The sequence below is a fragment of the Mesorhizobium sp. M8A.F.Ca.ET.202.01.1.1 genome (genome assembly GCF_004791595.1).
In the GTDB taxonomy this organism is placed as follows: Bacteria; Pseudomonadota; Alphaproteobacteria; order Rhizobiales; family Rhizobiaceae; genus Mesorhizobium.
The window spans coordinates 235349-259804 of sequence record NZ_SRUN01000001.1; the positions used below are offsets into that span (position 1 = coordinate 235349).

The following is a 24456-nucleotide window of genomic DNA, read 5'->3' on the forward strand; positions in this document are numbered from 1 at the left end:
GCGGCCTTGCACCGCGCCGGACGTCATGCGGGATACAACGCCCGCGCCGCTTAACGCCTAAGCGAGTACCGCCGTCGCCATTGGCGCCAGCGGCAATGATTGTTCCCCGCGCTAATCACTTGCGCGGGGTCGATCGCCACAGAGTTGGGCGCATCGAAACGAAAACGGGCGGCGTTTCCGCCACCCGCAAAACTTGATCCTGACCTATCGTAGCAAATGTCGTGCGCCTCATGCGCACGAGGGAAGCTAGCCGCGCGTCGTAGAAATCCAGCGCAATTTCGGAAGCGGCAGAGCGCCAATCGCTTCCGACAAACTATTTGGTATCTCACCAAGATCCATTGCGAAAAACTCAGCCTTATTTCGCATCGCCTCGGCTGCTGCCACCCACATGGCTTCGGCGTCTGTCTTCGAAACCGTGCCGCGAAGCATGTGCTCGAGTTCAGCAATGCGTTTCTGCAGCGGTTCCGTCTCACGCTTTAGGCGGGCGTCTGCCTCGCGTTGGACTGCGGCCCGCTCTTCATCACGAGCCAGACCCTCAAAGGCGTGGAGGGCATACCGAATGCGCCCAACCCTGCCCTTGCTTTCGGCAATTGCCCACTCAACGACGCGCACGAACCATTCTGTGAGTGGCTCGCCGTCCTTCTGGCGGATATGATCGAAACTGTAGGGCGACCTCATTGCCGCAATATCCCGTAGTGCTGAGCCAGCAGGCGTAGACCGCCGTTGAGGCGCTCACCGGCAGCCGCGATTGCTTTGCCGCGGTCTTTGTAATGGCTGATCTTCAATCCGGCTTCGCCAAGTGAATTACCATCGACGACCACAGCATCAACGATTGGCCCATAGTGGGCGCCGAGCAGTACGCGTGCTTTTCGATAGCGGTCACGCGCCTGGGTCATACGCTCGCCCATCCCTTCGCCGGATCCGCCGTCGACCGAAACGCGGGAATAGTCGATGGCACCAAGCGGCTGCAGCCCTGCCAGATAATGGTCACTGGCGTAGCGCAGACCGGCAGCATGGAGCGCATCATTGGTCTCGGCGTCTTTGTCCAACTGGCCTGCAGTATGCATGCGTTGGAAATTGTCTGACTTGCGAACCGGCGCTACGGCTACATCCTCCTCCGGCTCGTTATCGTTCGCAGCCAAGATCGGAGTGGCTGCACTCTTCTTGGTGCCCCACAGATGCCGGGCGACGTCCGCCAGGCCCTGCGCAACACGGTGCGGGTTAGCCAGATCGACGTTGGTCTCCTCGACCACAAAGGCTTGCACAGTCGCCTTGCGACGCGGTTCGTACCGGATCGCGCTGATGCAACCCTCGAGCGCCGGCCGCACCGTGTGCCGCTGCACCTCGACTTGGCACCACTTGGCGTCAGCGGATCGCGCCGTGTATCGCACGATGGGGCTGGTCAGTCTCGAACGCGTGATCGAAGCAAGTTTGATGAGGTGCTCGCCAGCATCCCGTTCGTCAGCGCCGATATAGTCGTTGGAGGCGAGCCAGCCGAGGATGGCGGGTGCTGGCATTGCGGTGGTCTTTGGGCCAAGTTCCGACAGGTTATCGTTTGCTGCGGCGTAGGGGTCATGCGAAAGGGCGTCGTTAACTTGGCCGGCGCGGATTGCAGAGTGCATCTGAATTCCTGATTTTCGGGGAAGCTTTGGGGCTGAACCGTTCGCCGTTCGCTACCTAGGAATCTTGAACGAACGAACGGTAGGGAGAGTGGGTAAACCCACACTCCCCCTATATCTGTTTTGGTACAAAAATCGTTCTAAGCGTACGCATTGATTTCATTGAGCTATTCGCCGTCTTTGCTGCCTCGCGAACGATCCGAACGAACGCGAACGAACGGACCGAAAAATTCACATCGAACCGATCGGTTCGTTCGCGCCCTAGAACGGCTTGCGAACGGCTAGTTTTCATCGTAGTCACCAGCGTTTCTCCGGACGAACGCGGACACCTGCTTCTCTCTGAAACGATCGCTACGCACCGCTACGGCGGCCTCCAGTCCTGCCTTTGTCAGGTTCCAGCCGACGCGCTCTTTGTACTCGGCCAGCTTTGCCGCCTTGAGCTTATGCGTTGCGCGCCCCGCGCGGGCCTTGTGCGGCTTGCCCTTCGCATCAGACCACCCGAGCGTCTCCGCCATTTCATGCAGCGATTGTTTGCCGTCCCGTTCGATGAGCAGCAACAGGTCGTCCTCGTCGCGGCGAGCCGTATCCCTGCGCGCCCGAGCCTCACCGGACGTCACAACAGACGCCATGACGGTCGGGACGTCCCGCCCTTTCGAGTCTTTCAATTGCGGGGCATTGACCGTCTTCAATTCGAACTGCAGCGGATCAAAATCGGCACCGCGATACTTCCCGTGCCAGTGCAGTTTGACAACGCCATCTGATTTGATCAGCACTAGGTTGCCGTCGACCTCATTTAGGAACGCACCGCCGCCCCGCGGCAACAGATTGGCCTGGTCAGCACTCTTGGTCGGGTGAGCCGCCACCAGGACACAGGGCGAACTCTCAAGCGTAGTGAGAGTACGCAGGTCGCGCGCATGCTTGCCTAACTCGGTGTTGCTGTTCTCTTCGGAGCCCTGAAAGTATGCGGCGGACGTGTCGATGACAATTAGGTCAGCGCCGCCAAGGCGCTTAACCTCGGCAGAGATTTTCCTGAACATCGCCGGTATCGAGAACGTGCCCTTGATGAAATGAACGTCGATCGTCTCCGGATCGAACGGGAAATGGTGCGCCATCCCGATCCACCTCATCGTCACGTCATCCGGGTTCTCGCCAGCGAAATAGACCACCCGGCCCTTGCGCACTTCCCTGCCGGCCAGCGGCAAGCCGAGCGCCGTGTGCGCGCACAGAAGCAGCAGCACGCCAGTCTTACCCGTGCCGGTCATCGCAGTAAGCGAATAGATGAAACTCGTCTGCGCTATGCCCTCGATCGCGTAATCTGGCGGTTTGAAGCCCCTGACCAGATCGCCGCTTGAGATGATACCCGACCAACGGTCGTCCGCCGGCTTGTTGTCGTTTGCAGCTTTCGGTCGGGCGCGTTCTTCCTGAGTATCATCGTCCGCGCTGGAGGTCGACGCTGCGATGCTCCACCCCATCGATTCCGGATCCAGCCCAAGCCGCTCGCACAGCCAGAGCGCGGCATCCTTCGCTGTGGACGCGCCACCATATTCAGTTACGAGGTTGATGGCTGTCTCACCCTGCTCCTTCCCGAAGTCTTGGATGCCATCAGGGTGGATGCTGATGTCTTCCTGCAGAGGACGGCCCAACTCTTGGGACGTCACGCGCCAGGCGCCCGTTCCAGCCTCTCGGCGAGCAGACGGGAAGAGTGTCGTGACCCACCGCTCCGGCGAATCTAATGCTGCCGCGTTAACGCGCTGCCAAAATGTCTCTCCGCCAGTGTTCAGGTGGCGCTCGGCCTTCGGCTGTTTTTCCGGCTGCCCGAGTTCGGAAAGAATCTTCTCCGCGTTGATAAGAAGCCTGTCCAGATCGGCCGGACTGATCAGCGGCAGGTCTTCAAACGCTACGTCCAGCGGCGATGAGCCGATCCACTCATATGGCCTTCCGGTATCAGGGTGCAGGCCGAACGCAACGAATTGCTGGCCGGATCCGAGCACCTCAACTTGGCAACGATGACCGTTCGCGATGTAAACCGGCGTTGAAGCCTTTTCCCGCGGCTCCTCCGCACGAAAGACATAGAGTGTCTTTGGCGCTCGTCCCACACGGCATAGCGCATCCTCTCCACCTGGCACGGAGCGAACCAATTCCGACAGCCTCGCCGCGACATCCTCATCCGGCGCGTCGACATCAACCGCCACAACCCGGCCAGTGAGAATTCCGGTATTTAAATGGTCGGCATAGCCACGCTCCCACGAAGCTACCGACGCGGGAGTCGCAACAATCTTTGACCAGTTTGATATCCGTGGCCGCTTGCCATCTGTCGGGATCGGCGGATAGCCGTTATCAATGAGGTGTAGTCGAATTTCTGTTGGGGTGGGTGTCTTACGAATGAGTCGCGGAATCGGCGCCAAGGACGTCTCCCAGGTGGGCAGCGGCAAGTGCGGCAAGGTTGGTGCGGAACGTGGGTGCCAGCGACGCTGAGCGACCGCCTGTCTGTGTGTCGGGTGGGTACACCTCATGGCGGCCCGACGGAGTGCGCACGAGGCGCAGTCCGTGCAATGTCACATCATCGCCAAGCTCGACGTCGAATCTGGCGATGCACGCAAACCCCTTCGGCGACGGGGTCTCTCCTGTCGCCCTGATTGATCGGATACGCGGTTCAAGCTGCACAGCGGGCAGCCTTGCGCGAAAAGGCTTCAATGCCGGTCTCGACATACTGCGCCATAGCGGCGTCGGCTTCTTCTTCCCCGGCGCATTCTGCGGCATATGCATTTGCTGCGGCGAAAGCCTGGCGGTCGGATTGAAGACACGCGGACGCGTACTCGAGTGACGCGAAGTCGTCGGGCTCCTTGCCGCAGTTCTTCATCGCAAACACCCGGCCAGGGTACTCCTCAAGAATCAAGGCGAATTCGATTCCAAGGGCGGCAGCGAGGCTTCGAAACCGCTTACCTCGGCCACCAAGGTCGGTTGTGAAGTCAAGGATGATCTCCTTTTCGGGCTCCCTGATCGGGGAGGCCTTTACCCGGAAGGCGAAGAACTCATCCGGACTGGTAACATCAACATCAATGGTCTTTACGCGATATGCGGCGAAATCGAATGTCGGCGTGAATTTGCGCAAAAGAATCTCCTGCCCGCGAAGCGCGGGGCGTCTCATAGGAAATGTGGAGGGTTAACGAGAACACTATCTAGCGACCAGTGCGCTAGCAAATACTAAATATAGTGTTATGGGGCAGATTTTTCTAGTTCAGTCGGCTCGCGTGCTGCTTATGCTGCCGCCCTTGCGCCGCGGTTGTCGTTGGCCACTCTGACGAAGCGCGATCCTAGCCATTCGCAAAGTTCCGCTCGTGGGTACCGAACGCCCTTTGTTGAGGTCGTTCGGTAGTAGGAAGGGCCACCGCCGCGGTGCCGCTGCTTCTTCACTGACAGTTCGGTGATGCCAAGGATGCCAGCAAGTTCCCTGCTGTCGAAGGCGGTGGGAAGGTCGGGATCGGCGGCCAATTTCTGATAGACGGCCGCGCCGGAAAAGCCCTGCGCCGTCCAGTGCGCCAAGCGTTCCGAAAACGCCCTATCGGCGTGGTTGCTCATGTCAGTCACCATTTCGGTTGTTTAGGATGACTGACATTTACCGCTTTACCGCGATAAAGATTACTTTGCTTAAATCAGCCCTGAGGACTTCCCTCGGCGGCGCGGATTTCCTCAATGGCCCGCTCGTATTTGCCAAGCGCAGTGGCGATCTGCGTCACGTCAAGCATGTAGCGCGCGGCAAGCTCTATGCGACGCTCCTCGTAGCCCATGCCGATATCGCGAAGATCATCATTGTCGACGCCGATCTCCCACCATCGATGCTTCGCGCCGAACGGTTGTCGCCCTCGCTTCGAGACTGCGGCTCGCAACTCTTGAGCAAGAGGGCCGTCGCCGGCTTCCGCCAGAAACGCAAGCGCCTTCTCGCGGTGTGCCTTGCCCCGGTGGAGTTCATCGCGCGCCAGTATCGCCCTTACCTCTATCGGCGGTAGCTTAGCCATCACCTGCACCTATCGTCTTCACGTCTGCCGCAGGCCTTTGCAGGACGTTCATAGCGTCAGCGGCACGTTGTGCGCCGCGCCTTCCAAGGCTCTCGGCTCGCGCGACATAGCGCGCCGTCATGGCTAGTGTCTTCCAGCCGAACGCCTCTCGCAGTTCATGAGCCTGCGCGCCACTCAGCGCCGCCCAAGTGGCCGCCGTGTGCCGTAGTGCATGAGGCGTGATGCGCTCGACACCGGCCACGGCGCAGACACCATCCAGCACTTCCCGAATGTCAGCATCGCCGACTGGATAACGTCCCTTGCGGTTGGAGAAGACGAATCCAATACGATGCTGCTGCCTATCGATGATCGTTGCCGCGTCCGTCGACAGCGCCCGTGTCTGCGCCCCTGTCTTGGAGTCGGGCAGGCGAACAATCATGCGCTGCAAATCCACCATATCGAATGTCATCAGCCGTGCTTCAGATATGCGCCAGCCGGATACGGTCATGAACCGGAGCAAGTCCCCTATAGGAGTTTTGATCGCGGCGAGCGCCTTGACGAACTTGGGCAGGTCGATCTCGTCCAGCCAGGCTTCGCGCGGAATCTCCTTGAACTTCGGTAGCCGCATACATGGATTGTCGGCACGCCGCCCCTGCCAGTTCATCATTTTTGATAACACGGCAAGGGCGCGGTTCGCGTCGGTCGGATGAGCCTTATGCTTGCGCATGAAGGCTGAGACCATGTCGGGCGTGATGTCGGCGAAGCGTCGGCCCTTGAAATACGGGGTCAGCAGGCGCCGGATCCTGCCCCTGTAGTCCTTGATCGTCGCCGGTTTGCGATCGGCGAGATAATGGGTTTCGAAGTCTGCTGCGACGTCCTCGAATAGTGGCTGCGCCTTCTTCGCTGCCTTAGCTGCGGCTGGATCGTCGCCATTCTTGATGGCGCGCAGCATAGCCTCGGCCTCAGAGCGCGCCATCGCTGCCGGGAACTTCGACGCCTCGCCGATCGAGACCTTGCGGCGGCGCCGCTTGCCTTCCTTGCCGGGCAACTCGTGCATGACGAAGAACAGCTTCGAAAGCGAGGCGTCGGCATTGCGCCGCACGCGCAAGCAAAAACCGGGCAATCGGCTATCGCGGAATATGCGCTCGGGCTTGTCGCCAAGGCTAAGACGCTTCAGGAAATCGTCGCTCAGAACGGGCACGGGGTTTTTCAATCCCTCGGGTTTTTATGGAACCCCTAGGGTGGCCGTAGGGGTATCCCTTTGGTGTCTACCAAAGGTTATTTAAGGGCTGGAATGGAAATTGTAAACCCTTGTATCTTCCTTATTTTGCAAGCGCTTTAGGGTATCGTGGATACCCTTGCGGTGACAGCAAATTACTAACTTAAAATCCCTCGATCTCTGATCGTACGGGTTCGATTCCCGTCGTCCGCACCACATTGAATATCGAACTGCGCTCCCTTGGCAGGCGCGCCCCTGAATATCAGGCCGGCTCCCCTATCATCTAACCTTCAGCGAGAAATTGCCGTGGATTTGGATGCCAAGTCGCTCGCCTTTTCTCCACCGCACTTCCGCTCGATAGGTCGCATCGTCCAACGGCACGCGCAGCCGGAAGGTATCTGGCACTTCAACCCCCGCGGCGACACGCAACTCGGCGCCGTGCTCATGCTGATTTCTGACGGCGCAGCCTATTTCGCCATCCTGCGTGATTATGAACGCATCCTTCAAAACCACTTCTCTCAAGTGACTTCGACGTTCAATTGGCGGTTCAGAAGGTTTGTCGGTCATGGTAAGCTGCCTCTAACGAGCGAAACGCTATCAGACTAAAGTCTGCGGTGCAGGACGCAAAGGTCTTACGTTTTTGCTGAAGTTCCGTTCTTGTCCTTTGTACGTTCTTTACATTAGCAAATCGTGAAATATTCGGCTCTATAATCGTCGCCAGGCTTGCCCGAAACTGTGGCGGGGAGAGCCGAACAGACACGGTACGGGAAGGCCTGGTATGTTCGTCGACTTCTACGAAATGCTGGAAATCAGTCCGAATGCCAATTCGGAAACAATAGAACGCATTTTTCGTCATTTTGCCATGCGCTACCATCCCGACAACCAGATCACCGGTGATGAATCGCGCTTCAGCGATATTCTTGAGGCCCACAACACGCTCAAGGATCCGGTCAAGCGTGCGCAATACGATATTCAGTACAAGGCCCATTTGGACCTGCGGGCCGAGCTGACCGATCAGGCGAACAACACGAAGAACCTCGATCGAGATTCCGTCTTTCAAGCCAAAGTGCTCTCACTGCTTTATGTAAGACGCCGGCAGGACGTCAATAATCCTGGCATTGGCGACGATGAACTCGAACGAATGTCAGGCTGTCCGCGTGAGCACCTCGAGTTCCACCTCTGGTATCTAAAAGCGAAGGGCTGGATAGCCAGAACGGAAAACGGCACGTTCGCCATCACCGTGGAAGGCATCGATCGCGTCAATTCCGAACATCATCGTGAGGCGGCCACCACCCGATTGTTGGATCACGCCGGCTGAATTGGTATCCCCCGGTCTCTGATCAAGCCGAGATCGGGTTCAGCTTCAGATGCTGGATCAGGATGATGGTCTTGGCATCGACAATGCGGCCGTCGGCGATGCCGGCCAGTGCGTCGTCGAGCGGCATTTCCAGGACCTCGATGTCCTCGCCCTCCTCCGGAGCGCCGCCGCCGGCCGAAATGCGGTCGGCAGGCGAATAGCGGGCGACGAAGAACCAGAGCCGCTCGGTGACGCTGCCCGGGCTCATATAGGGCGAAAACAGCCGCTCGATCTTGTTCAACCGGTAACCCAGTTCTTCCTCGGCTTCCTTGCGAATGGCCGTCTCCGGATCGTTTTCGTCCAGCAGCCCGGCACAGGCCTCGATCAGCGGCTCGCGGTGGCCGGTGACATAGGCAGGGTAACGGAACTGGCGCACCAGAAGCACGGTCGAACGCTGGGGGTCGTAGGGCAGGATCACCGCGCCGTCGCCGCGATCATAGGTCTGGCGGACCTGCGTCTCCCATTGCCCGTCACGCCGGCGATAGTCGAGCACGGTCTTCTTCAGGACCGCCCAGTCGTCGGAGAGAACCTCTTCCGAGCGGATACGAATGCGGTCTTCCATCTGACACCTCAATGCTTGCTGGCGGACGCAGGCGTAGCCGCGAACCGGTATAGGCGCAATCGAGCTAGCGATTGGTCCAGCGCGCTTCACCGTCTCGTGTGTGGTATGGAACGATGCCATTGCCTAGATAGCGCATTCCCCTTCCCGGAGTTTTTTTCATGTCGACATCGCTTTTCCAGCCGATCACGCTCGATGGGCTCACCTTCCCCAATCGCATCGCCGTGGCGCCGATGTGCCAGTATTCCGCCGAGGACGGCTCGGCCAGCGACTGGCATCTCTACCACTGGATGAACCTGGCCATGTCCGGCGCCGGCATGGTCACGGTGGAGATGACCGATGTCGAGCGGCGCGGACGCATCAGCCATGGCTGCCTCGGTCTCTATTCCGAAGACAATGAAGCAGCCGCGCGCCGCGCGTTGGACGCGGCCCGGCGCGTGGCCGCACCCGGCACGAAGTTCGGCACGCAGCTGGCGCATGCCGGCCGCAAGGCCTCGAACCGCAGGCCTTGGGAAGGTGGCGGCCCATTGCAGCCAAACGAGGATCCCTGGCAGACCGTCTCGGCCTCGGCCATCGCCTACGACAACGGCTGGAACGTGCCGCACGCGCTGGAGGACGAGGAAATCCTGCAGCTCATCGAGCGGTTCGCGGAAGCCGCCAGGCGGGCCGAACGTGCCGGCTTCGACTTCATCGAACTGCATGCGGCGCATGGCTATCTGATCTTCCAGTTCCTGTCGCCGCTGTCCAACCAGCGCACTGATCGCTGGGGCGGCTCGCTGGAAAACCGGATGCGTCTTGTCGTCGAGATCGCCAGGGCGGTGAAGAAAGCGGTGCCAAAGCTGATGCTCGGCGCACGGCTGTCGGTTAAGGACTGGGTCGATGGCGGCTTTGACGTCGAGGACGCGATCGAGGTGGCGAAAGCGCTGAAGGCCGAAGGCATCGCCTATCTCTGCTGCTCGAGCGGCGGCAATTCGCCGTTGCAGAAATTGCCCACCGGGCCGGGCTATCAGGTGCATCTGGCGGAAGCCGTGCGCAAGGGCGCCGGCATTCCGACCCGTGCGGTCGGACTGATCGATGACCCGAAACAGGCCGAGGCTGTCATAGCCGAAGGCCGCGCCGATATGGTGGCTCTGGCACGCGCCTTCCTCGCGGATCCGCGGTGGGGATGGCGTGCGGCCGCCACCTTCAGCGAAAAGATCCATCCGGCGCCGCAGCTCGCCCGCTCGGTGACGACGATGCAACATTGGATGAAGGCGGCGGGCTGATCGGCCATTCTCCCGGTACCGGCGTGCTGCCGCTTGTGATCCCGGACGGTTCGCCAACGGCCTGCTTCAATTCTGGCTGCAAAATGTTGCGCTGGGTCAGGCTGCGGCGGGCGCGGCCGCGGCGGGACCGGCCGGGCGAATGCGCGCTGGCTGCGCAACGACTGCGGCTACTGAGACGCCAATACATGGCACCCAGAGGCATGCCCCGGGGCTGATCCGAGGGCGGATCCGGTCCGGGGCAACGCTTGCGTCACGCCGAGATCCAAAGCGCGTCACGGACTTGACGCGACCTTTGGGCGCAGGCCGAAGGCCATTTTTGCAACCAAATTGGCTGCTTTGCGTTGCGGCCATGATGGACAACAAGCCTTTTGAGACGCCCGTCGTGGTCGAGCTTGGCCATGTCGGCAAATATCGCCATATCCGCTCGACCCAGGAGGCGGCGGAGTGCCTGATGACTGTGTGGCCGCTCAATCGCGGACCTCGTCATCGAGATGCCCTCGACACTTGCCTCAAAGTGCTGGAAGGATATCGTTCGACGGCGGAAGCGCGCCGGGCACTGATCGAGGCCGCCAAGGAATCGGAAGTGCTGGTGCCCGACGACCGGCTGCCAGACGACCGGTTGCATTGAGCAGGCGGACCTTTAACTGGAGGTTTTGATGGCGAAGCTGACTTACAAGATCGTCGAGCATGACGGTGGCTGGGCCTACAAGGTCGGCGCGACCTTCTCGGAGACATTTCCCACCCGTCAGGATGCGTTGCGCGCCGCCGAGATCGCTTCGGCCGAACAACAAGTGGCGGGTTCCACCGATGGCATCCAGTATGAGGACGCCGAGGGCAAATGGCATGAGGAACTTGCCGACGGCCGCGACCGGCCTCAGACCGAAATCTCGGATTGATATCCAGCCAGGCGCCAGCCGCCGACGCCAGGAAAGATGGCGTCCGGCGGCGGGCGACAAGCCCGCGGCTGGCTATTTGCCGCAGTACTGATCGTTGATGTTGCGCTGAGCATTGGCATCGGGGCCTGGAGTGTTTGAGGCACAAGGTCCGGCCGGGCCAGGATTGCCAAGGGTATTCAATCCGGAACCATCGCCGTTGATGCTGCCGGTGGTGCTCTGGTCGACGGCAGAGGAATCCTCATTGCCGAACAGCCACCAATTGTGATGGTTGGGATAGGTAGCGTCCGACGACTGGGCCATCGCCGATGTGGCGAGACCGATCGTAAGGACGGATGCTGCGAAAAGTTTTCTGTACATTGAATTACTCCGTATCTTGGCCGCCTTGGGATGCGACACGGGGTAAACCCGGCGATCAGCCGGATGGTTCATTGAAATTGTCGTGAACCCTTGGTGATGCCGCATCTGAAAAAGCACGTCGCGCGATGCGTTTGATGAAGGCAACAACCCGTTCCGGCTCGACGAATTGCGGCATGTGGCCGAGACCGTCGACGGGTTCGAAATCTAGTCCTTCGACCTTTTCCCGCATCGGCTCGCCATGGACAGCCATGCCGATGACGCGATCGGCGCCGCCGAAGAGAATGCCGGCCGGCATGGCGATCTCGCCATAGCGGCGCTCGATGTGGCCGAGATCCTCCTCGACAGCCACGACATCGGTCGATGTCGCATGGTAGTGGCCGGGCCTCAAGCCGAGCCATCCGCCTCCCCCGCTCATATAGTCGCCAGGGACGGCTTGCGGCGCGAAGATGAAGTCCATCGTCGGCCGGGCATATCTGAGGCTTGCTGGTATCGCCACGGTATAGGCCATGAACCACCGCAACAGGCGTGAAGAAATGTACAGCAGGTCAAATCCTTGGCGCGTCCTTGTCTCCAGATGCGTCAAGGGCGCCAGCAATGCGATGCCTGAAATCGCATTGGGATGTTCGACGGCCAGGGTCAACGTGATGGCGCCGCCCAGGGAATGGCCCACCACCAACGGCCTTTCCAGTCCCAGGCTTTCGATGAAGCGCCGGATGATCTCGGCCTGCTCGGGCAAGCGGCCCGTCGCTCCGCTTGCCCGCGTCGAATAGCCCGAGCCCGGACGGTCGAGCGCGATCAGGCGGTAGCCAGGACCGAAACGGCCAAACACGGTGTGCCGGAAATGATGCAGTTGGGCGCCAAGCCCATGCACGAAGACGATCGGCCGTCCCTCCCCGACGTCGACATAGTGGATGCGGTTGCCGTCGATCTCGACGAATTTTCCGACCGGCGGCACCAATCTTTCCGCTTTCGCCGCGATCCACAGCGTGGCCAGCAGCAGAGAGGTAAGCACGAGGATCGCCGCCAGAAACGCCGCGCCAAACAGCCAGAGCAGAATCGACATCAGCATTCGTCACCCGGCTCCGAGCCGCGCACCTTACCCGTCCGCGATGGCGCCGCAAGGATGGACAAAACAGACCGACTTGGCGAGGCGGTCGTTCACAGCCCGGGTCCGAGAACAATCAGACTTGTTCCCGTCCAGGCCAGCCAACCACTGCAATCCAGGTGATATCCGTGTATGCCGGGTCGTCCGCCATTTGGGCGGCATTGCCGCCGCTCGTCCGCCGCGCTATTCAGACTGCGCGTCTGCCGGAGCCTTCCATGCCTGAAATCGTTACTGCCGCCATGCTGGTCATCGGCGATGAGATTCTGTCCGGTCGCACCAAGGACAAGAACATCGGCCACCTCGCCGATATCATGACGGCGATCGGCATCGACCTGAAAGAGGTGCGCATCGTGCCCGACGAGGAGGACGAGATCGTCGCGGCGGTGAACGCCGTGCGCGCGCGCTATACCTATGTGTTCACCACCGGCGGCATCGGTCCGACGCATGACGACATCACGGCCGATTCGATCGCCAAGGCGTTCGGCGTGCCTTGCGAATACGATGCCAAGGCCTACGCCCTGCTGGAGGCGAGCTATGCCGCGCGCGGCATCGAATACACGCAGGCCCGCAAGCGCATGGCGCGAATGCCGCGCGGCGCCGACCTTATCGACAACCCGGTGTCCGTGGCGCCCGGCTTCCGCATCGGCAACGTCCATGTCATGGCCGGCGTGCCGTCGATCTTCCAGGCCATGCTCGACAATGTCGTCCCGACCCTGAGAGCCGGCACCAAAATGCTGTCGGCCACGGTGCACTGCCCGTTCGGCGAGGGCCTTGTCGGCGGGCCATTGGGCGAGATCCAGAAAGCGCATCCGGATACGATCATCGGCTCCTACCCCAAATATGGCGACGGCAAGTTCTGGACTGAACTTGTGGTGCGTGCCCGCAGCGCGGATGCGCTTGAGGCCGCGCGCGCCGACGTCGAGGCCATGGTGGCTGGCTTCGCCGACAAGGCGAACTGATCCGGCCGGGCCGGAACCAAGAACGGGGCTGTAACGTTTCCCTGCCGCGAGGCCGGTCGCTCGCAAGATTGAGGGATCATCATGCGTTTCAAGACCATCGTTGCCATTCTGCAGAATGAACAGGACGCCGAGCGGGTGCTCGACTGCGCCATTCCGCTTGCCAGCCGCTTCGAGAGCCATCTGATCGGCATCCATGCCGAGGCGCTCCCAGTGCCCTACACGTCGGCGACGGGCTTTCCCGATACGGAGTTCCTGCAGGTTTCCGCCGACATGAATCGGGAGCGGGCAGACAAGCTCCAGGCTGTCTTCCTCGGGCGGGTCGAGGATTCCGGCCTCTCCTTCGAATGGCGCAGCCTGGAGAGCTTCTCCGGCGACAGCGCGCTGACCGGCATTTCAAGCGTGCGCGCCGCCGATCTCATCATCGCCGCCCAACGCGAGACCGGCGGCGATCCGAGCGCGGACGTCGATACGCTGGTCTACGATGCCGGCCGGCCGGTCCTGGTCGTGCCGCATGCCGGTCCTCTCGTCACCACCTTCAAACGCGTGCTGCTCGCCTGGAACGGCAGCAAGGAGGCCGCCCGCGCCGCCTTCGATGCCTTGCCCTTCATCATCGAGGCCGAGAAAACCGACATACTGGTCATAGATCCGCCCGATACGCTCGACGAAAGCCCGGAGGCCGCGGGCGCCGAAATCGCGTCGGCCCTGTCGCGCCACGGCGCCACCGTCAGTGTCTCGGTGCAGAAATCGGGCGGGAGTTCGGTCGACGACATGATCCAGAACAGGATCGCGGAGACCGGTGCCGATCTCCTGGTGCTTGGCGCCTACAGCCACTCCTGGCTGCGCCAGCTTCTGTTCGGCGGGGTGACACGCACGGTGCTGCGCACGGCGCAGGTAGCGACTTTCCTGTCGAGATAAGTCCACAGCGATCGCGACCGCTCTCCCTTGCCAAACCCAAGGGTTTCCAGTTAATTCCGCGCGCATTCACCTGTTTTCTCGCACGCGGCCGCCGCGTGCCGTGGAGTGCGCGAAAAATGTCCCTTCCCGAAAAAGCCTTCCCGGTCTCCTGGGACCAGTTCCATCGCGACGCCCGCGCGCTTGCCTGGCGGCTTGCCGGCACCAGCAAAGGCCAGTGGAAGGCTATCGTCTGCATTACGCGCGGTGGCCTGGTCCCGGCGGCGATCATCTCGCGCGAACTCGGCATCCGCATCATCGAGACAGTCTGTGTCGCCTCCTATCACGACTACACCAGCCAGGGACAATTGCAGGTGCTGAAGGAGATAACGCCGGCCTTGCTGGCCGACGATGGCGCCGGCGTGCTGATCATCGACGACCTGACCGACACCGGCAAGACCGCCGGCATCGTGCGGGCAATGATGCCCAAGGCCCATTTCGCGACCGTCTACGCCAAGCCCAAGGGCCGGCCACTGGTCGATACTTTCGTCACCGAGGTCAGCCAGGACACCTGGATCTATTTTCCCTGGGACATGGGTTTCACCTATCAAAAGCCGATCGCCGACGATCACGCCGGTTGATTCGCGGCAAGCCGTTTTTTCGCCAATCAGGCCGTCGCCGGCGATAATATTTGCTTGCGCAGACTGATCCGCCGACAAGATATCCTGTGAAATCGACCTCTGTTGACGGGAATCAGCCAGCTTGACCAAAGTTTTTACTTTTATTGGTCACAATTAGCCGTAAGATTCGTGAGACGGCAAACGATTCTGGAGGCTTGGGGCTAGCTTCTCCGATGTTGACACGGCCAACCACACACAACCACCTGGCTGAGAGGGTCCGGCGACTCTTTGGTACGGCGCCGTGTCGTCTGCAGGTTGCCGCCCTGCCCTGGCGCGATGCCGGGAACGGCGTCGAGGTCATGCTGATCACCAGCCGCGATACCGGACGCTGGGTGCTTCCAAAAGGCTGGCCGGAAGCCCGGGAGCCGCTCTGCGAAGCGGCAGCGCGCGAGGCCGCCGAGGAAGCGGGACTGCGCGGAAACATTTCCCACCTCGAAGCCGGCCGCTATTTCTACGCCAAGGTGCTGGCTTCGGGCGAAGAAGTGCCTTGCGAGGTGCTGGTGTATCCGCTGCACGTCGACAAGGTCGCCGACCGCTGGAAGGAAAAGCACTCCCGCATCCGCAAATGGGTCAATTCCAGCGAAGCGGTGCGCATGGTCAATGAACCGGACCTGTGTCAGATCATCGCCTATTTCTGCGCCGACCCACGCAGGTTCTCCTAGGGCGCAGGCCATCCACCCCGTGCGTGGATCGTAATCATTTCACAACCATGTGATGTACCGCGTGAATGGTTTGCTAATTTTTCTCCGGTAGAAATTGGCCAATCTGGCGCGTTTCATCGATGGCGAACCCTGTAAACCCACTTCAGCAAGAGTCCACCGAGCCCCAGCGCGAGCATCGTCCGCGCGTGCTCAAGGGTGGAACGATCATCACCGGTATCCAGAATTCCGAAGTGAGTTGCATGGTGCGCAACCAGCATGCGGGCGGCGCCGAACTGAAAATACCGCTCGAGGCCCGGGTTCCCGATCATTTCCTTCTCTATGTGCCGCTCGACGGCGTCGCCTATCGCTGCGAGGTCCGCTGGCGCCGCAGCGACCGACTCGGCGTCCAGTTCACCGGCACTGAACCCAAGCCGAAGCTGCATTACGGCTGATCCCTGGCGCACCGGCGTGCGGGGCTTTTTGAGTTCGCGGCACAGTATTTCCGCAGTCCGCGTACACGCACCGGGATCGCGCATGCCTGCCGGCGGAAAAATGGCCGCCACAGCGGTCAATTCTATCCCCGTTATCCACATGTGTGACACACAAGATGTTGGGGTCACAAAAGCTACGCAAACGAATCCTTGACGGCTCGAAACGAGTCGCCTTTTATAGGCCATGTGCTCCTGTTGAGAGCGCGACCGGAAAGTTCTGAGCCCGGTCTTTTTCCCGGATTATGTGCGTTTTGCCCGCATTTCCGCCTGTTTACGAGGCCGGCGGAAGCGTTGGGATCGTGGGGTGATGGGGCGACGAAAGGGAGAATTGTCGGACTGGAATAAATTGTCTGTTAATACTATATTTAGTGTTTGCAGCTAGGTTCGACGCTAGATAGTGTGAATTTCCCTCGGGTGAGGGAATCGAAAAATTCAGTCTTGAGGGACCCGCGGGGTCGATTGGCAGCTTCGGCAAACGCCCGGCAAGGCGATTTGTCGTGTGCGTGGCCGCGCCCGCGAAGTGGAGATGCCGGCATTGTTCGAAATGCCGGCAAACGGCGGACTGCGCGTTTCGTCTTTTGGGGGCAGAAATCCCCTGGTGAACGCGCTATATATAGACAAAAGGGACCGGACCAATGCGCATCGAGCGTCGTTTCACCAAGCCAGGCCAATCTGCTTATGCGGAGATCGAATTCCGCAAGGCGCTTTCCGAGATCAAGAATCCGGATGGCTCGGTGGTGTTCCGCCTGGACAATATCGATGTGCCGGCGCAGTTCTCCCAGGTCGCCGCCGACATCCTGGCCCAAAAATACTTCCGCAAGGCCGGCGTCCCCGCGCGCCTGAAGAAGGTCGAGGAGAACGACGTCCCCTCTTTCCTGTGGCGCTCCGTCGCCGATGAAGCCGAACTCGCCAAGCTGCCGGAAGCCGAGCGCTATGGTTCCGAGATCGACGCCCGCCAGGTCTTCGACCGGCTGGCCGGCACCTGGACCTATTGGGGCTGGAAGGGCGGCTACTTCAAGGCGTCGGAGGAAGACGCGCGCGCCTTCCGCGACGAGCTTGCCTATATGCTGGCGACGCAGCGCGTCGCGCCGAACTCGCCGCAATGGTTCAACACCGGCCTGCACTGGGCCTATGGCATCGACGGTCCGAGCCAGGGTCACTTCTATGTCGACCCCTTCACCGGCAAGCTGACCAAGTCGAAGTCGTCCTACGAGCATCCGCAGCCGCATGCCTGCTTCATCCAGGGCGTGCAGGATGACCTCGTCAACGAGGGCGGCATCATGGATCTGTGGGTGCGCGAGGCGCGCCTGTTCAAATATGGCTCCGGCACCGGCTCGAACTTCTCGCTGCTGCGCGGCGAAGGCGAAAAGCTGTCCGGCGGCGGCCGCTCGTCCGGCCTGATGAGCTTCCTCAAGATCGGCGACCGCGCCGCTGGCGCCATCAAGTCGGGCGGCACGACGCGCCGTGCGGCGAAAATGGTCATCGTCGACGCCGACCATCCCGATATCGAGGAATTCATCGACTGGAAGGTCAACGAAGAGCAGAAGGTCGCCTCGCTGGTGACCGGTTCCAAGATCGTCAAGAAGCATCTCGAAGCAATCATGAAGGCCTGCGTCAATTGCGAAGGCCATGACGACGACTGCTTCGATCCGGCCATCAACACGGCGCTGAAGCGCGAGATCAAGTTGGCCAAGAAGTCGGCGGTGCCGGAAAACTACATCTACCGCGTCATCCAGTTCGCCAAGCAGGGCTACACCTCGATGTCGTTCAAGACCTACGACACCGACTGGGATTCTGACGCCTACCTCACCGTTTCGGGCCAGAACTCCAACAATTCGGTGTCGCTGAAGGACAATTTCCTGCGCGCCGTCGAGACCGACGCCGACTGGCACCTGACCGCCCGCAAGGACGGCAAGGTCTTGAAGACGCTGAAGGCTCGCGACCTCTGGGAAAAGATCGGCTACGCCGCCTGGGCTTCCGCTGATCCCGGCCTGCATTTCAACACGACGATGAACGACTGGCACACCTGCGCCTCCGCCGGTGCGATCCGGGCCTCCAACCCGTGCTCGGAATACATGTTCCTCGACGACACGGCCTGCAACCTCGCCTCGATCAATCTTCTCCCCTACCGCAATGCCGACGGCACGATCGATATCGCTGCCTACGAGCACACCGTGCGGCTGTGGACCATGGTTCTCGAAATCTCGGTCATGATGGCGCAGTTCCCATCGAAGGAGATCGCCAAGCTCTCCTACGACTACCGCACGCTCGGCCTCGGCTACGCCAATATTGGCGGCCTGCTGATGACCTCGGGCATTCCCTACGATTCCGACGAGGGCCGCGCGATCTGTGCAGCACTGACCGCGATCATGACCGGCGTCGCTTACTCCACCTCGGCGGAAATGGCTTCCGAGCTCGGCGCCTTCCCCGACTATGACCGCAATGCCCAGAACATGCTGCGCGTCATGCGCAACCACCGCCGCGCCGCCTATGGCGACAAGGACGGGTACGAGAAACTCGCCGTCAATCCGGTGCCTCTCGTGGCGTCGGACCTGAAGCAGCAGGATTTGGCCACCCACGCCAAGGCCGCCTGGGATCGCGCCATCGAACTCGGCGAGGAGCATGGCTACCGCAACGCGCAGGCAACCGTGATCGCGCCGACCGGCACGATCGGTCTGGTCATGGATTGCGACACCACCGGCATCGAGCCCGACTTTGCCCTGGTGAAGTTCAAGAAGCTCGCCGGCGGCGGCTATTTCAAGATCATCAACCGCGCGGTGCCGGAAGCGCTGCGCACGTTGGGCTATTCCGAGAGCCAGATAGCCGAGATCGAGGCCTATGCGGTCGGTCACGGCAATCTCAACCAGGCGCCCGCGATCAACCCCGGCTCGCTCAAGGCCAAGGGTTTTGGCGACGACAAGATCGCGGCGCTCAATGCCGCGCTTAAGTCGGCCTTCGACATCAAGTTCGTCTTCAACCAGTGGACGCTCGGCGCCGACTGGGTGAAGGAGACTTTTGGCTTCACCGACGAGCAGCTCAACGACTTCTCGTTCGAAATGCTGCCGGCGCTGGGCTTCTCCCGGAAGGACATCGAGGCCGCCAACATCCATGTCTGCGGTGCTATGACGCTGGAAGGCGCGCCCTTCCTCAAGGCCGAGCACCTCGCCGTGTTCGACTGCGCCAGCCCCTGCGGCAAGATCGGCAAGCGCTCGCTTTCGATCAACAGCCACATCCAGATGATGGCGGCGGCCCAGCCGTTCATTTCCGGCGCCATCTCCAAAACCATCAACATGCCGAACGACGCGACGGTGGAGGACGCCAAGAGCGCTTACATGCTGTCGTGGAAACTGGCGCTGAAGGCCAACGCGCTCTACCGCGACGGCTCGAAGCTGTCGCAGCCGCTCAATGCCTCGCTGCTCGCCGATGGCGAGGAGGACGAGGACGATGCGGTCGAGCAGCTGATCCAGGCACCGGCGGCGGCGCGCGCGGCGCAGATCACCGAACGCATCGTCGAACGCATCATCGAGCGTGTGTCGCGCGAGCAGGAAAAGCTGCCCGGCCGCCGCAAGGGTTATACGCAGAAGGCCAAGATCGGCGGCAACACCATATTCCTGCGCACCGGCGAATATGACGATGGCCGTCTCGGCGAGATCTTCATCGACATGAACAAGGAGGGTGCCACGCTGCGTGGCCTTCTCAATAACTTCGCCATCGCGATCTCGCTCGGCCTGCAATATGGCGTGCCGCTCGACGAATATGTGCACGCCTTCACCTTCACCAAGTTCGAGCCGGCCGGCATGGTCATCGGCAACGACGCCATCAAGAGCGCGACGTCGATCCTCGACTACGTGTTCCGTGAACTGGCCATCTCCTATCTCGGCCGCAACGATCTCGCCCATGTCGACCAGTCGGACTTCTCCAACACCGCGCTTGGCCGCGGCATCAGCGAGGGCAAGACCGACGCCGTCTCCAAGGGCCTGACCCGCGGGTCGCCGGTGAAGCTGGTGTCGAGGGCAAGCGGCAGCGAGCCGAAGGGCTTTGCCGGCTCCGGCACCCCTACCCGCTCGGCGCCGACGGCCTTCTCCGGCTCCAACGTGCTGGCGTTGAAGCCGGCGAGCGACGAGGCGATCGCCTACAAGCGCGACTATGAGGAGCGGGCCAAGGAACTGGCCGAGGACATCGCCTTCGAGGAAGCGGCCTCCGATGCCTCGACCGACACCACCGCGGCGCTGTTCACCGACACGGCGGCCCAGGAAGCAGCCGAGGCGAAGAAACTCGCCGCTGACCGCCGCGCCAAGTCGCTGCTGCAAGGCTACACCGGCAATTCCTGCTCCGAGTGCCAGAATTTTACCATGGTAAGGAATGGGACTTGCGAGAAGTGCGACACGTGCGGCGCCACGAGCGGGTGCAGCTAAGGGGCATGGCTTAGGCGGGCGACGTTTCAGTCGCCCGCCTAAATCTCAAAATGAGATTGCATGAACAAAACAATAGAACGGCTTTATCGACAGCAGAAAACAAGCGTCGAATTTTAAAGAAATTTCGAAAATATCTATCTTCCATCCCAAAGATGGATTTCCTATTGGCAATATATTCAATTCAACAGATACAGAACTCAAGAAAAGGCGTCGAAAAATTTTTCATTGATTTGCCAGATGAAGCTCGAACAACTGATCATCATGCTAGATCTTACCTTCATCCTTGGTTTTTAGAAACATTGGCCAACGAATTGTTGGCCGCACCATGGGACCCAAGACTGCGGTCCGGGTTCATTAGGACTGTAAACCCACGCAGTTTCAGCGCGCTGGTGACTGCCTACACGCTGTTAAACAAAGCCGAAAATGCTTCCGATGGGCCGGTTCTGCGCCGAGTTGGCGTCCTTACGCAACTTAACAGGCTTGGAAAGCGTCAGTTCGAATGGCAAAGGCGGTTCTCAACAGCGTCACGCTTGGCACGGTATCATTCAATTTATAGGACCGAAAATTCGAAGATTTACTTCGAGAAAAAATACAATTTAGAGTTCGATATATTTACAAAGACAACTTTCGCGATATTTTCTGTCCTTTTGGGTCAACCGGCGTTACGGCCAGATATTGAAACTGACAGTATAGGGATCACTCCTTCAGACCTGACAAAAACAATCAACATCTTGTCCACCTCCATAGAAAGCGCCACAGATCGTACATATGCGCTTCGTCAAGGCTACGACCACATCGGGTATGCGCCGAGTATCTTCCGTGTTTCGCCCCTCATAACGTTTCCACGAGAGGGAACAAGATACGTAATGGCCCCTTTTGTCGACCTTCTATTCTATCGAATTACGGAGGGCCTATTTTACGGTTTTGTTGATAACTCGAACTTACGGAATGAATTTGCAGAGAATTTGGAAAATTACGTTAGCAATATCCTCAAAACTTCATCTGGAACATTTTCGATCGGTGGCAATCTTTCTTACGGTCGAACCTTGGAAAGGACACCTGACATCCTTGTTTCTAAGTCAGATGACGTTGTGGCCGCCATCGAAGTCAAAGCCCGACGACAGAACGCGATTATTCGCTTCGGTGAAAATCCGACGAAGGATTCTGCCGATGCCTATGAGGATTTGGCCAAGGGCGTTTTCCAACTTTGGAAATATCTCGCAGACAGTTCTAGGGGATTGATCCCTCAAGGATTTACTGCGTCGAACAATACAGCTCTCGGCGTGTGCACTCTGGATAATTGGATTGAATCAGCTTTTGGCAGCGAAGCTGACATCTATGCAATGGCTCACAAAAAAGCGGATTCTCACGCCCGAGGAATCCCACTGGAGTGCCGCAAACATGTTCCCATATTTAGCTTGAGCGATATGGAGTTCGTACTGTCGCGCGGTGGTATGGATATCCTTTTAGAAGTTATGCACGCCTCAGCAACTGAGGAATATAGCGGTTGGTTATTATCGTCGATATTCTCTTCCAGATTTCCATCACGAGGTACAATCAAAGACGCCCTACCTTTTGGAGACGTTAGCAAACACGTTCCCTGGTGGAATAGCTTTGAGCGTAGCCCCGTCATTGACGGCGGTTAGTTGATACTCTAGCCGCTCGGCCATCTGCCGATTACCGTCGCGTGAGCGATCCGCGAAGAGCAAGCTCTTTTGAGAAAAGAATTTTTGCCCACTTGTGATAGCCTTCCTTCGGCAAGGAGGACGTATTCTGGAGCCTTGATGTCGGCAGCAGCTGCTTGCTCAAGAGGCGCCCTGACCACAATCCACCCATCGGCCAGCTTTGGTTCCCGAAGCCTACCGCTATGGCAACACCCGCAGCGTCTGCTCATCGAACAGCGGCTCGTCCTGGCCGACACGCATGAACAGCACCTTCCGCCCCTCACCCGCCGGCACCTCGAAATACTGGATGCCATCTGGCATTTCGCCCCAGTCGCCGCAGGGCGGCTCGGGGACCTCGTCATTGGCTTTCGCCTGCAGCTCCTTGGCGTAAGCGGAATCGGGGCTGAATGTGTAGCGTTTGACGCCGGCGGGCACGGTGCCCTCGGTGTAGGACGCCAACACACAGCGGGCGCTGACGGCCTTGTCGGTCTTTTCCAGCAACAGGCGTAGCACTGCGGCTTCGGCGGTTTCGCCTGATTTGATGTCGAACACCTCGACCAGAGGATCGGCCGCACCGCCATCGCTGTATTTGATGGCAAGTGCGTTGCCGACGAATTCAAAATGGATCTGGCGGAAGCCGAAATCGCAGCGCTGCACCCAGGCGGCCAGCCCGACCCTCCTGTCGGTCATCTTTTCCCAGACGCATTTGTCGATCGGCGGGCGCGACGGCGCGGGCTCATCCGCATGCGCTGCGGCTGATATGGTCGCTGATGCAAACAGCGCGCAGGCCCAGGCGAACGATCCCATGGCGCTATCCATCGCTGCATCCCGTCAAAGTGAAGGCGTCCCATGCCGAGCCGTTCCGATTGGCTTTGGCGAAGTCGGCAAATTCGGTGAAAGCAGCGCCGAAATCAGGCAGCAACAGCCCTTTCGGCGCCGGCGTCGCTTCGCGCGAATTCAGCTGCTCGGCGCCGCCTCCGGTCAAAGCATAGACCTGCCCCATCCATATCCGGCACAGCCCGCTGCCATCCTCCAGCCCCGCCTCGCGGTCGTCGTCGGTACAGGTGTGGCGGATGGTGCCGAGCGGAAACGAATTCCTGCCATTGGTCCAGGTGATGTCGGCCGGCAGGCGAATGTCGGTCTTCGGCACGGTCAGCGAAAACACTTCGGCCGTCAGCGCCGCCGGCTCATTGTGGAGCGGCCGGAATTGCATGACCGCACCCGAACGCGGTTCGCGATAGGTGGCGTGGCTCAGCAGACACTCTTTTGCGCTCGCTGCCTGCACGGCGCCGAGCAGAGCCAGGAAGAACAAGGCCAGTTTGCCAGTGATCATTGGATGCCTCGTCATGAAAGCGGGCGCCTCAAACGACCAGCCAGGCGGCGGCGCCGAGAAAGCCCAGCGAGCAAACCCACAGCAGCCACAGCCCGCGCACGCGGCATTCGAGCACCGCCGAGGCGGGATTGGCCGGGTCATAGTGCACGTCGACCTTGCTGCCCTCGACATACCGTCTTGCCTGACCGCCGACGAGCCCGGGCAGCGAAGCCGTGACCGTGGCGCCGAAGGTGACGCGGTCGGCGCTGTAGCGCTGACCGGCGACGCCATAGTTGTAGACGATGCGCGACCGAAAGACGGTGCGCCAGCGATAGCTGCCATTGGCGCGGATCGTCTGCAGGCCCGACGCATCGATGCGGCCGGCGGCGACCGGCCATTGCACCGCTTGCCTGGCAAGCGCCTTCTGGGCGAAACCCATGCGCAGGACGAACAGGCCCATGAACAACAGCAGCGCCGCCGCCCCGAGATTCTGCGGCTTGGCCAGATGCGGCCTGATCCCCTCCAGGACGCCTCCAACGGAAAACACCAGAACCACTGTGCCGATCACCAGTCCCGCCGACAGCTTGGCCATGAATTTGAAGGCGCCATCGGGAAAGGTGCGCTCGATCACCGCCTTGCTCGGATCGGCCGGATTGTAGAAGACAGTCACCTCGGCGCCGCGCGGAAACTGCGCCAGGGTTTCAGCGACTTCGAAATTTCCCAAATTCTCTTTCACACTGTAACGCGAGCCGCGAAATGTCTTGCCGCCCACCTTGTATTCGAAGGTGATCGCCGGAAAATTGCGGATTTCGGTGGTGTCATTGCTGTCCGGGCCAACGCCCGAGACTCTCACCTCACGCGCCTCGGCGCGCGACGAAATGATCTTTCCCGGCGTCGGCAACCAGTGGCTGAGGGCCTGCACCTCCCGCCATTTCACGAAGGTGATGAACGACAACATGCCGGCGACCGCGCAGGCAAATCCGACAAGCAGAAATTGGAGCTCCACCCTGATCCCCCCGGAGTACAGGAAC

The 24456-nt window shown here is 60.2% G+C and carries 25 protein-coding genes; 12 read left to right on the plus strand and 13 right to left on the minus strand.

All coding sequences use genetic code 11. From position 1 onward, the window contains the following. Positions 1–246: 246 nt before the first annotated feature. The 5 genes from EN845_RS01390 to EN845_RS01410 form a co-directional block, all read right to left on the minus strand. Complete coding sequence (locus EN845_RS01390) at positions 247–678, minus strand: hypothetical protein (protein ID WP_127869501.1); 432 nt, start codon at positions 676–678, stop codon at positions 247–249. Then, positions 675–1622, minus strand: a complete 948-nt coding sequence (locus EN845_RS01395) for a hypothetical protein (protein WP_127869502.1) — start codon at positions 1620–1622, stop codon at positions 675–677. The genes EN845_RS01390 and EN845_RS01395 overlap by 4 nt, the downstream gene beginning before the upstream one ends. A 278-nt stretch (positions 1623–1900) precedes the next feature. Then, complete coding sequence (locus tag EN845_RS01400) at positions 1901–4024, minus strand: AAA family ATPase (RefSeq protein ID WP_167531220.1); 2124 nt, start codon at positions 4022–4024, stop codon at positions 1901–1903. Positions 4025–4272: 248 nt separating this feature from the next. Further along, positions 4273–4731, minus strand: a complete 459-nt coding sequence (locus EN845_RS01405) for a hypothetical protein (protein ID WP_127869504.1) — start codon at positions 4729–4731, stop codon at positions 4273–4275. A 146-nt stretch (positions 4732–4877) separates the two neighbouring features. Beyond that, positions 4878–5198: a hypothetical protein gene (locus tag EN845_RS01410; protein WP_127869505.1), complete on the minus strand. Its 321-nt coding sequence runs from the start codon at positions 5196–5198 to the stop codon at positions 4878–4880. Between the two features lie 26 nt (positions 5199–5224). Between EN845_RS01410 and EN845_RS01415 the strand changes: the two genes are divergently transcribed. Beyond that, on the plus strand, positions 5225–5626 hold the full coding sequence (locus EN845_RS01415; protein WP_127869506.1) for a hypothetical protein: 402 nt from the start codon (positions 5225–5227) through the stop codon (positions 5624–5626). 1 nt (position 5627) lies between these two features. Here EN845_RS01415 and EN845_RS01420 read toward each other — a convergent pair whose 3' ends face one another. Together EN845_RS01420 and EN845_RS01425 are read right to left on the minus strand one after the other, a co-directional pair. Then, positions 5628–6815 (minus strand): tyrosine-type recombinase/integrase, encoded by a 1188-nt coding sequence (locus EN845_RS01420; protein ID WP_167531219.1) that lies wholly within the window; start codon positions 6813–6815, stop codon positions 5628–5630. A 297-nt stretch (positions 6816–7112) separates the two neighbouring features. Continuing rightward, entirely contained in the window at positions 7113–7400 is a 288-nt protein-coding gene (locus EN845_RS01425) for a PilZ domain-containing protein (protein ID WP_127869508.1), read from the minus strand. A 211-nt stretch (positions 7401–7611) separates the two neighbouring features. Here EN845_RS01425 and EN845_RS01430 point away from each other — a divergent pair, with 211 nt between their 5' ends. After that, a complete protein-coding gene (locus tag EN845_RS01430; RefSeq protein ID WP_127869509.1) occupies positions 7612–8151 on the plus strand; it encodes a J domain-containing protein in 540 nt (179 codons plus the stop codon). Positions 8152–8173: 22 nt separating this feature from the next. Here EN845_RS01430 and EN845_RS01435 read toward each other — a convergent pair whose 3' ends face one another. Further along, positions 8174–8752 (minus strand): NUDIX domain-containing protein, encoded by a 579-nt coding sequence (locus EN845_RS01435; protein ID WP_127869510.1) that lies wholly within the window; start codon positions 8750–8752, stop codon positions 8174–8176. Positions 8753–8910: 158 nt separating this feature from the next. Here EN845_RS01435 and EN845_RS01440 point away from each other — a divergent pair, with 158 nt between their 5' ends. From EN845_RS01440 to EN845_RS01450, 3 genes are all read left to right on the plus strand, one after another. Beyond that, positions 8911–10014 carry an NADH:flavin oxidoreductase/NADH oxidase gene (locus EN845_RS01440; RefSeq protein ID WP_127869511.1) on the plus strand — a complete coding sequence of 368 codons (1104 nt, stop codon included), beginning with the start codon at positions 8911–8913 and terminating at the stop codon, positions 10012–10014. A 349-nt stretch (positions 10015–10363) separates the two neighbouring features. Continuing rightward, positions 10364–10642, plus strand: a complete 279-nt coding sequence (locus EN845_RS01445; protein WP_127280167.1) for a DUF982 domain-containing protein — start codon at positions 10364–10366, stop codon at positions 10640–10642. A 28-nt stretch (positions 10643–10670) separates the two neighbouring features. Next, a complete protein-coding gene (locus EN845_RS01450; protein ID WP_127280166.1) occupies positions 10671–10910 on the plus strand; it encodes a DUF2188 domain-containing protein in 240 nt (79 codons plus the stop codon). A 72-nt stretch (positions 10911–10982) separates the two neighbouring features. Here EN845_RS01450 and EN845_RS01455 read toward each other — a convergent pair whose 3' ends face one another. Beyond that, on the minus strand, positions 10983–11339 hold the full coding sequence (locus EN845_RS01455; RefSeq protein WP_245511613.1) for a hypothetical protein: 357 nt from the start codon (positions 11337–11339) through the stop codon (positions 10983–10985). Next, on the minus strand, positions 11323–12330 hold the full coding sequence (locus tag EN845_RS01460) for an alpha/beta hydrolase (RefSeq protein WP_245511614.1): 1008 nt from the start codon (positions 12328–12330) through the stop codon (positions 11323–11325). Before EN845_RS01460 ends, EN845_RS01455 begins: the two co-directional genes overlap by 17 nt. Positions 12331–12587: 257 nt before the next feature. Here EN845_RS01460 and EN845_RS01465 point away from each other — a divergent pair, with 257 nt between their 5' ends. The 7 genes from EN845_RS01465 to EN845_RS01495 all read left to right on the plus strand — a co-directional run bounded on the left by EN845_RS01465 (position 12588) and on the right by EN845_RS01495 (position 22095). Continuing rightward, positions 12588–13331, plus strand: coding sequence for a competence/damage-inducible protein A (locus EN845_RS01465; protein ID WP_127869514.1), 744 nt, complete (start codon positions 12588–12590; stop codon positions 13329–13331). Between the two features lie 81 nt (positions 13332–13412). Next, the gene (locus EN845_RS01470) at positions 13413–14246 is read left to right on the plus strand and encodes a universal stress protein (RefSeq protein ID WP_127280163.1); all 834 of its coding nucleotides are present in this window, start codon (positions 13413–13415) and stop codon (positions 14244–14246) included. 116 nt (positions 14247–14362) lie between these two features. Next, positions 14363–14863, plus strand: a complete 501-nt coding sequence (gpt, locus tag EN845_RS01475) for a xanthine phosphoribosyltransferase (RefSeq protein ID WP_127280162.1) — start codon at positions 14363–14365, stop codon at positions 14861–14863. A 212-nt stretch (positions 14864–15075) separates the two neighbouring features. Continuing rightward, positions 15076–15564, plus strand: a complete 489-nt coding sequence (locus EN845_RS01480; protein WP_127869515.1) for an NUDIX hydrolase — start codon at positions 15076–15078, stop codon at positions 15562–15564. 119 nt (positions 15565–15683) lie between these two features. Beyond that, positions 15684–15995 (plus strand): PilZ domain-containing protein, encoded by a 312-nt coding sequence (locus EN845_RS01485; RefSeq protein ID WP_127276099.1) that lies wholly within the window; start codon positions 15684–15686, stop codon positions 15993–15995. Between the two features lie 674 nt (positions 15996–16669). After that, entirely contained in the window at positions 16670–20449 is a 3780-nt protein-coding gene (locus EN845_RS01490) for a vitamin B12-dependent ribonucleotide reductase (protein ID WP_127869516.1), read from the plus strand. A 50-nt stretch (positions 20450–20499) separates the two neighbouring features. Next, complete coding sequence (locus EN845_RS01495) at positions 20500–22095, plus strand: hypothetical protein (RefSeq protein ID WP_127869517.1); 1596 nt, start codon at positions 20500–20502, stop codon at positions 22093–22095. 219 nt (positions 22096–22314) lie between these two features. Here the strand turns inward: EN845_RS01495 and EN845_RS01500 are convergent, their stop codons facing one another. Genes EN845_RS01500 through EN845_RS01510 form a run of 3 tightly spaced genes read right to left on the minus strand, consistent with a single transcriptional unit; the run spans position 22315 to position 24431 of the window. Then, entirely contained in the window at positions 22315–22932 is a 618-nt protein-coding gene (locus EN845_RS01500; RefSeq protein ID WP_127869518.1) for a hypothetical protein, read from the minus strand. Then, positions 22925–23446, minus strand: coding sequence for a hypothetical protein (locus EN845_RS01505; protein WP_127869519.1), 522 nt, complete (start codon positions 23444–23446; stop codon positions 22925–22927). Before EN845_RS01505 ends, EN845_RS01500 begins: the two co-directional genes overlap by 8 nt. A 28-nt stretch (positions 23447–23474) precedes the next feature. Further along, entirely contained in the window at positions 23475–24431 is a 957-nt protein-coding gene (locus tag EN845_RS01510; protein WP_245511615.1) for a DUF3592 domain-containing protein, read from the minus strand. Positions 24432–24456 lie beyond the last annotated feature (25 nt).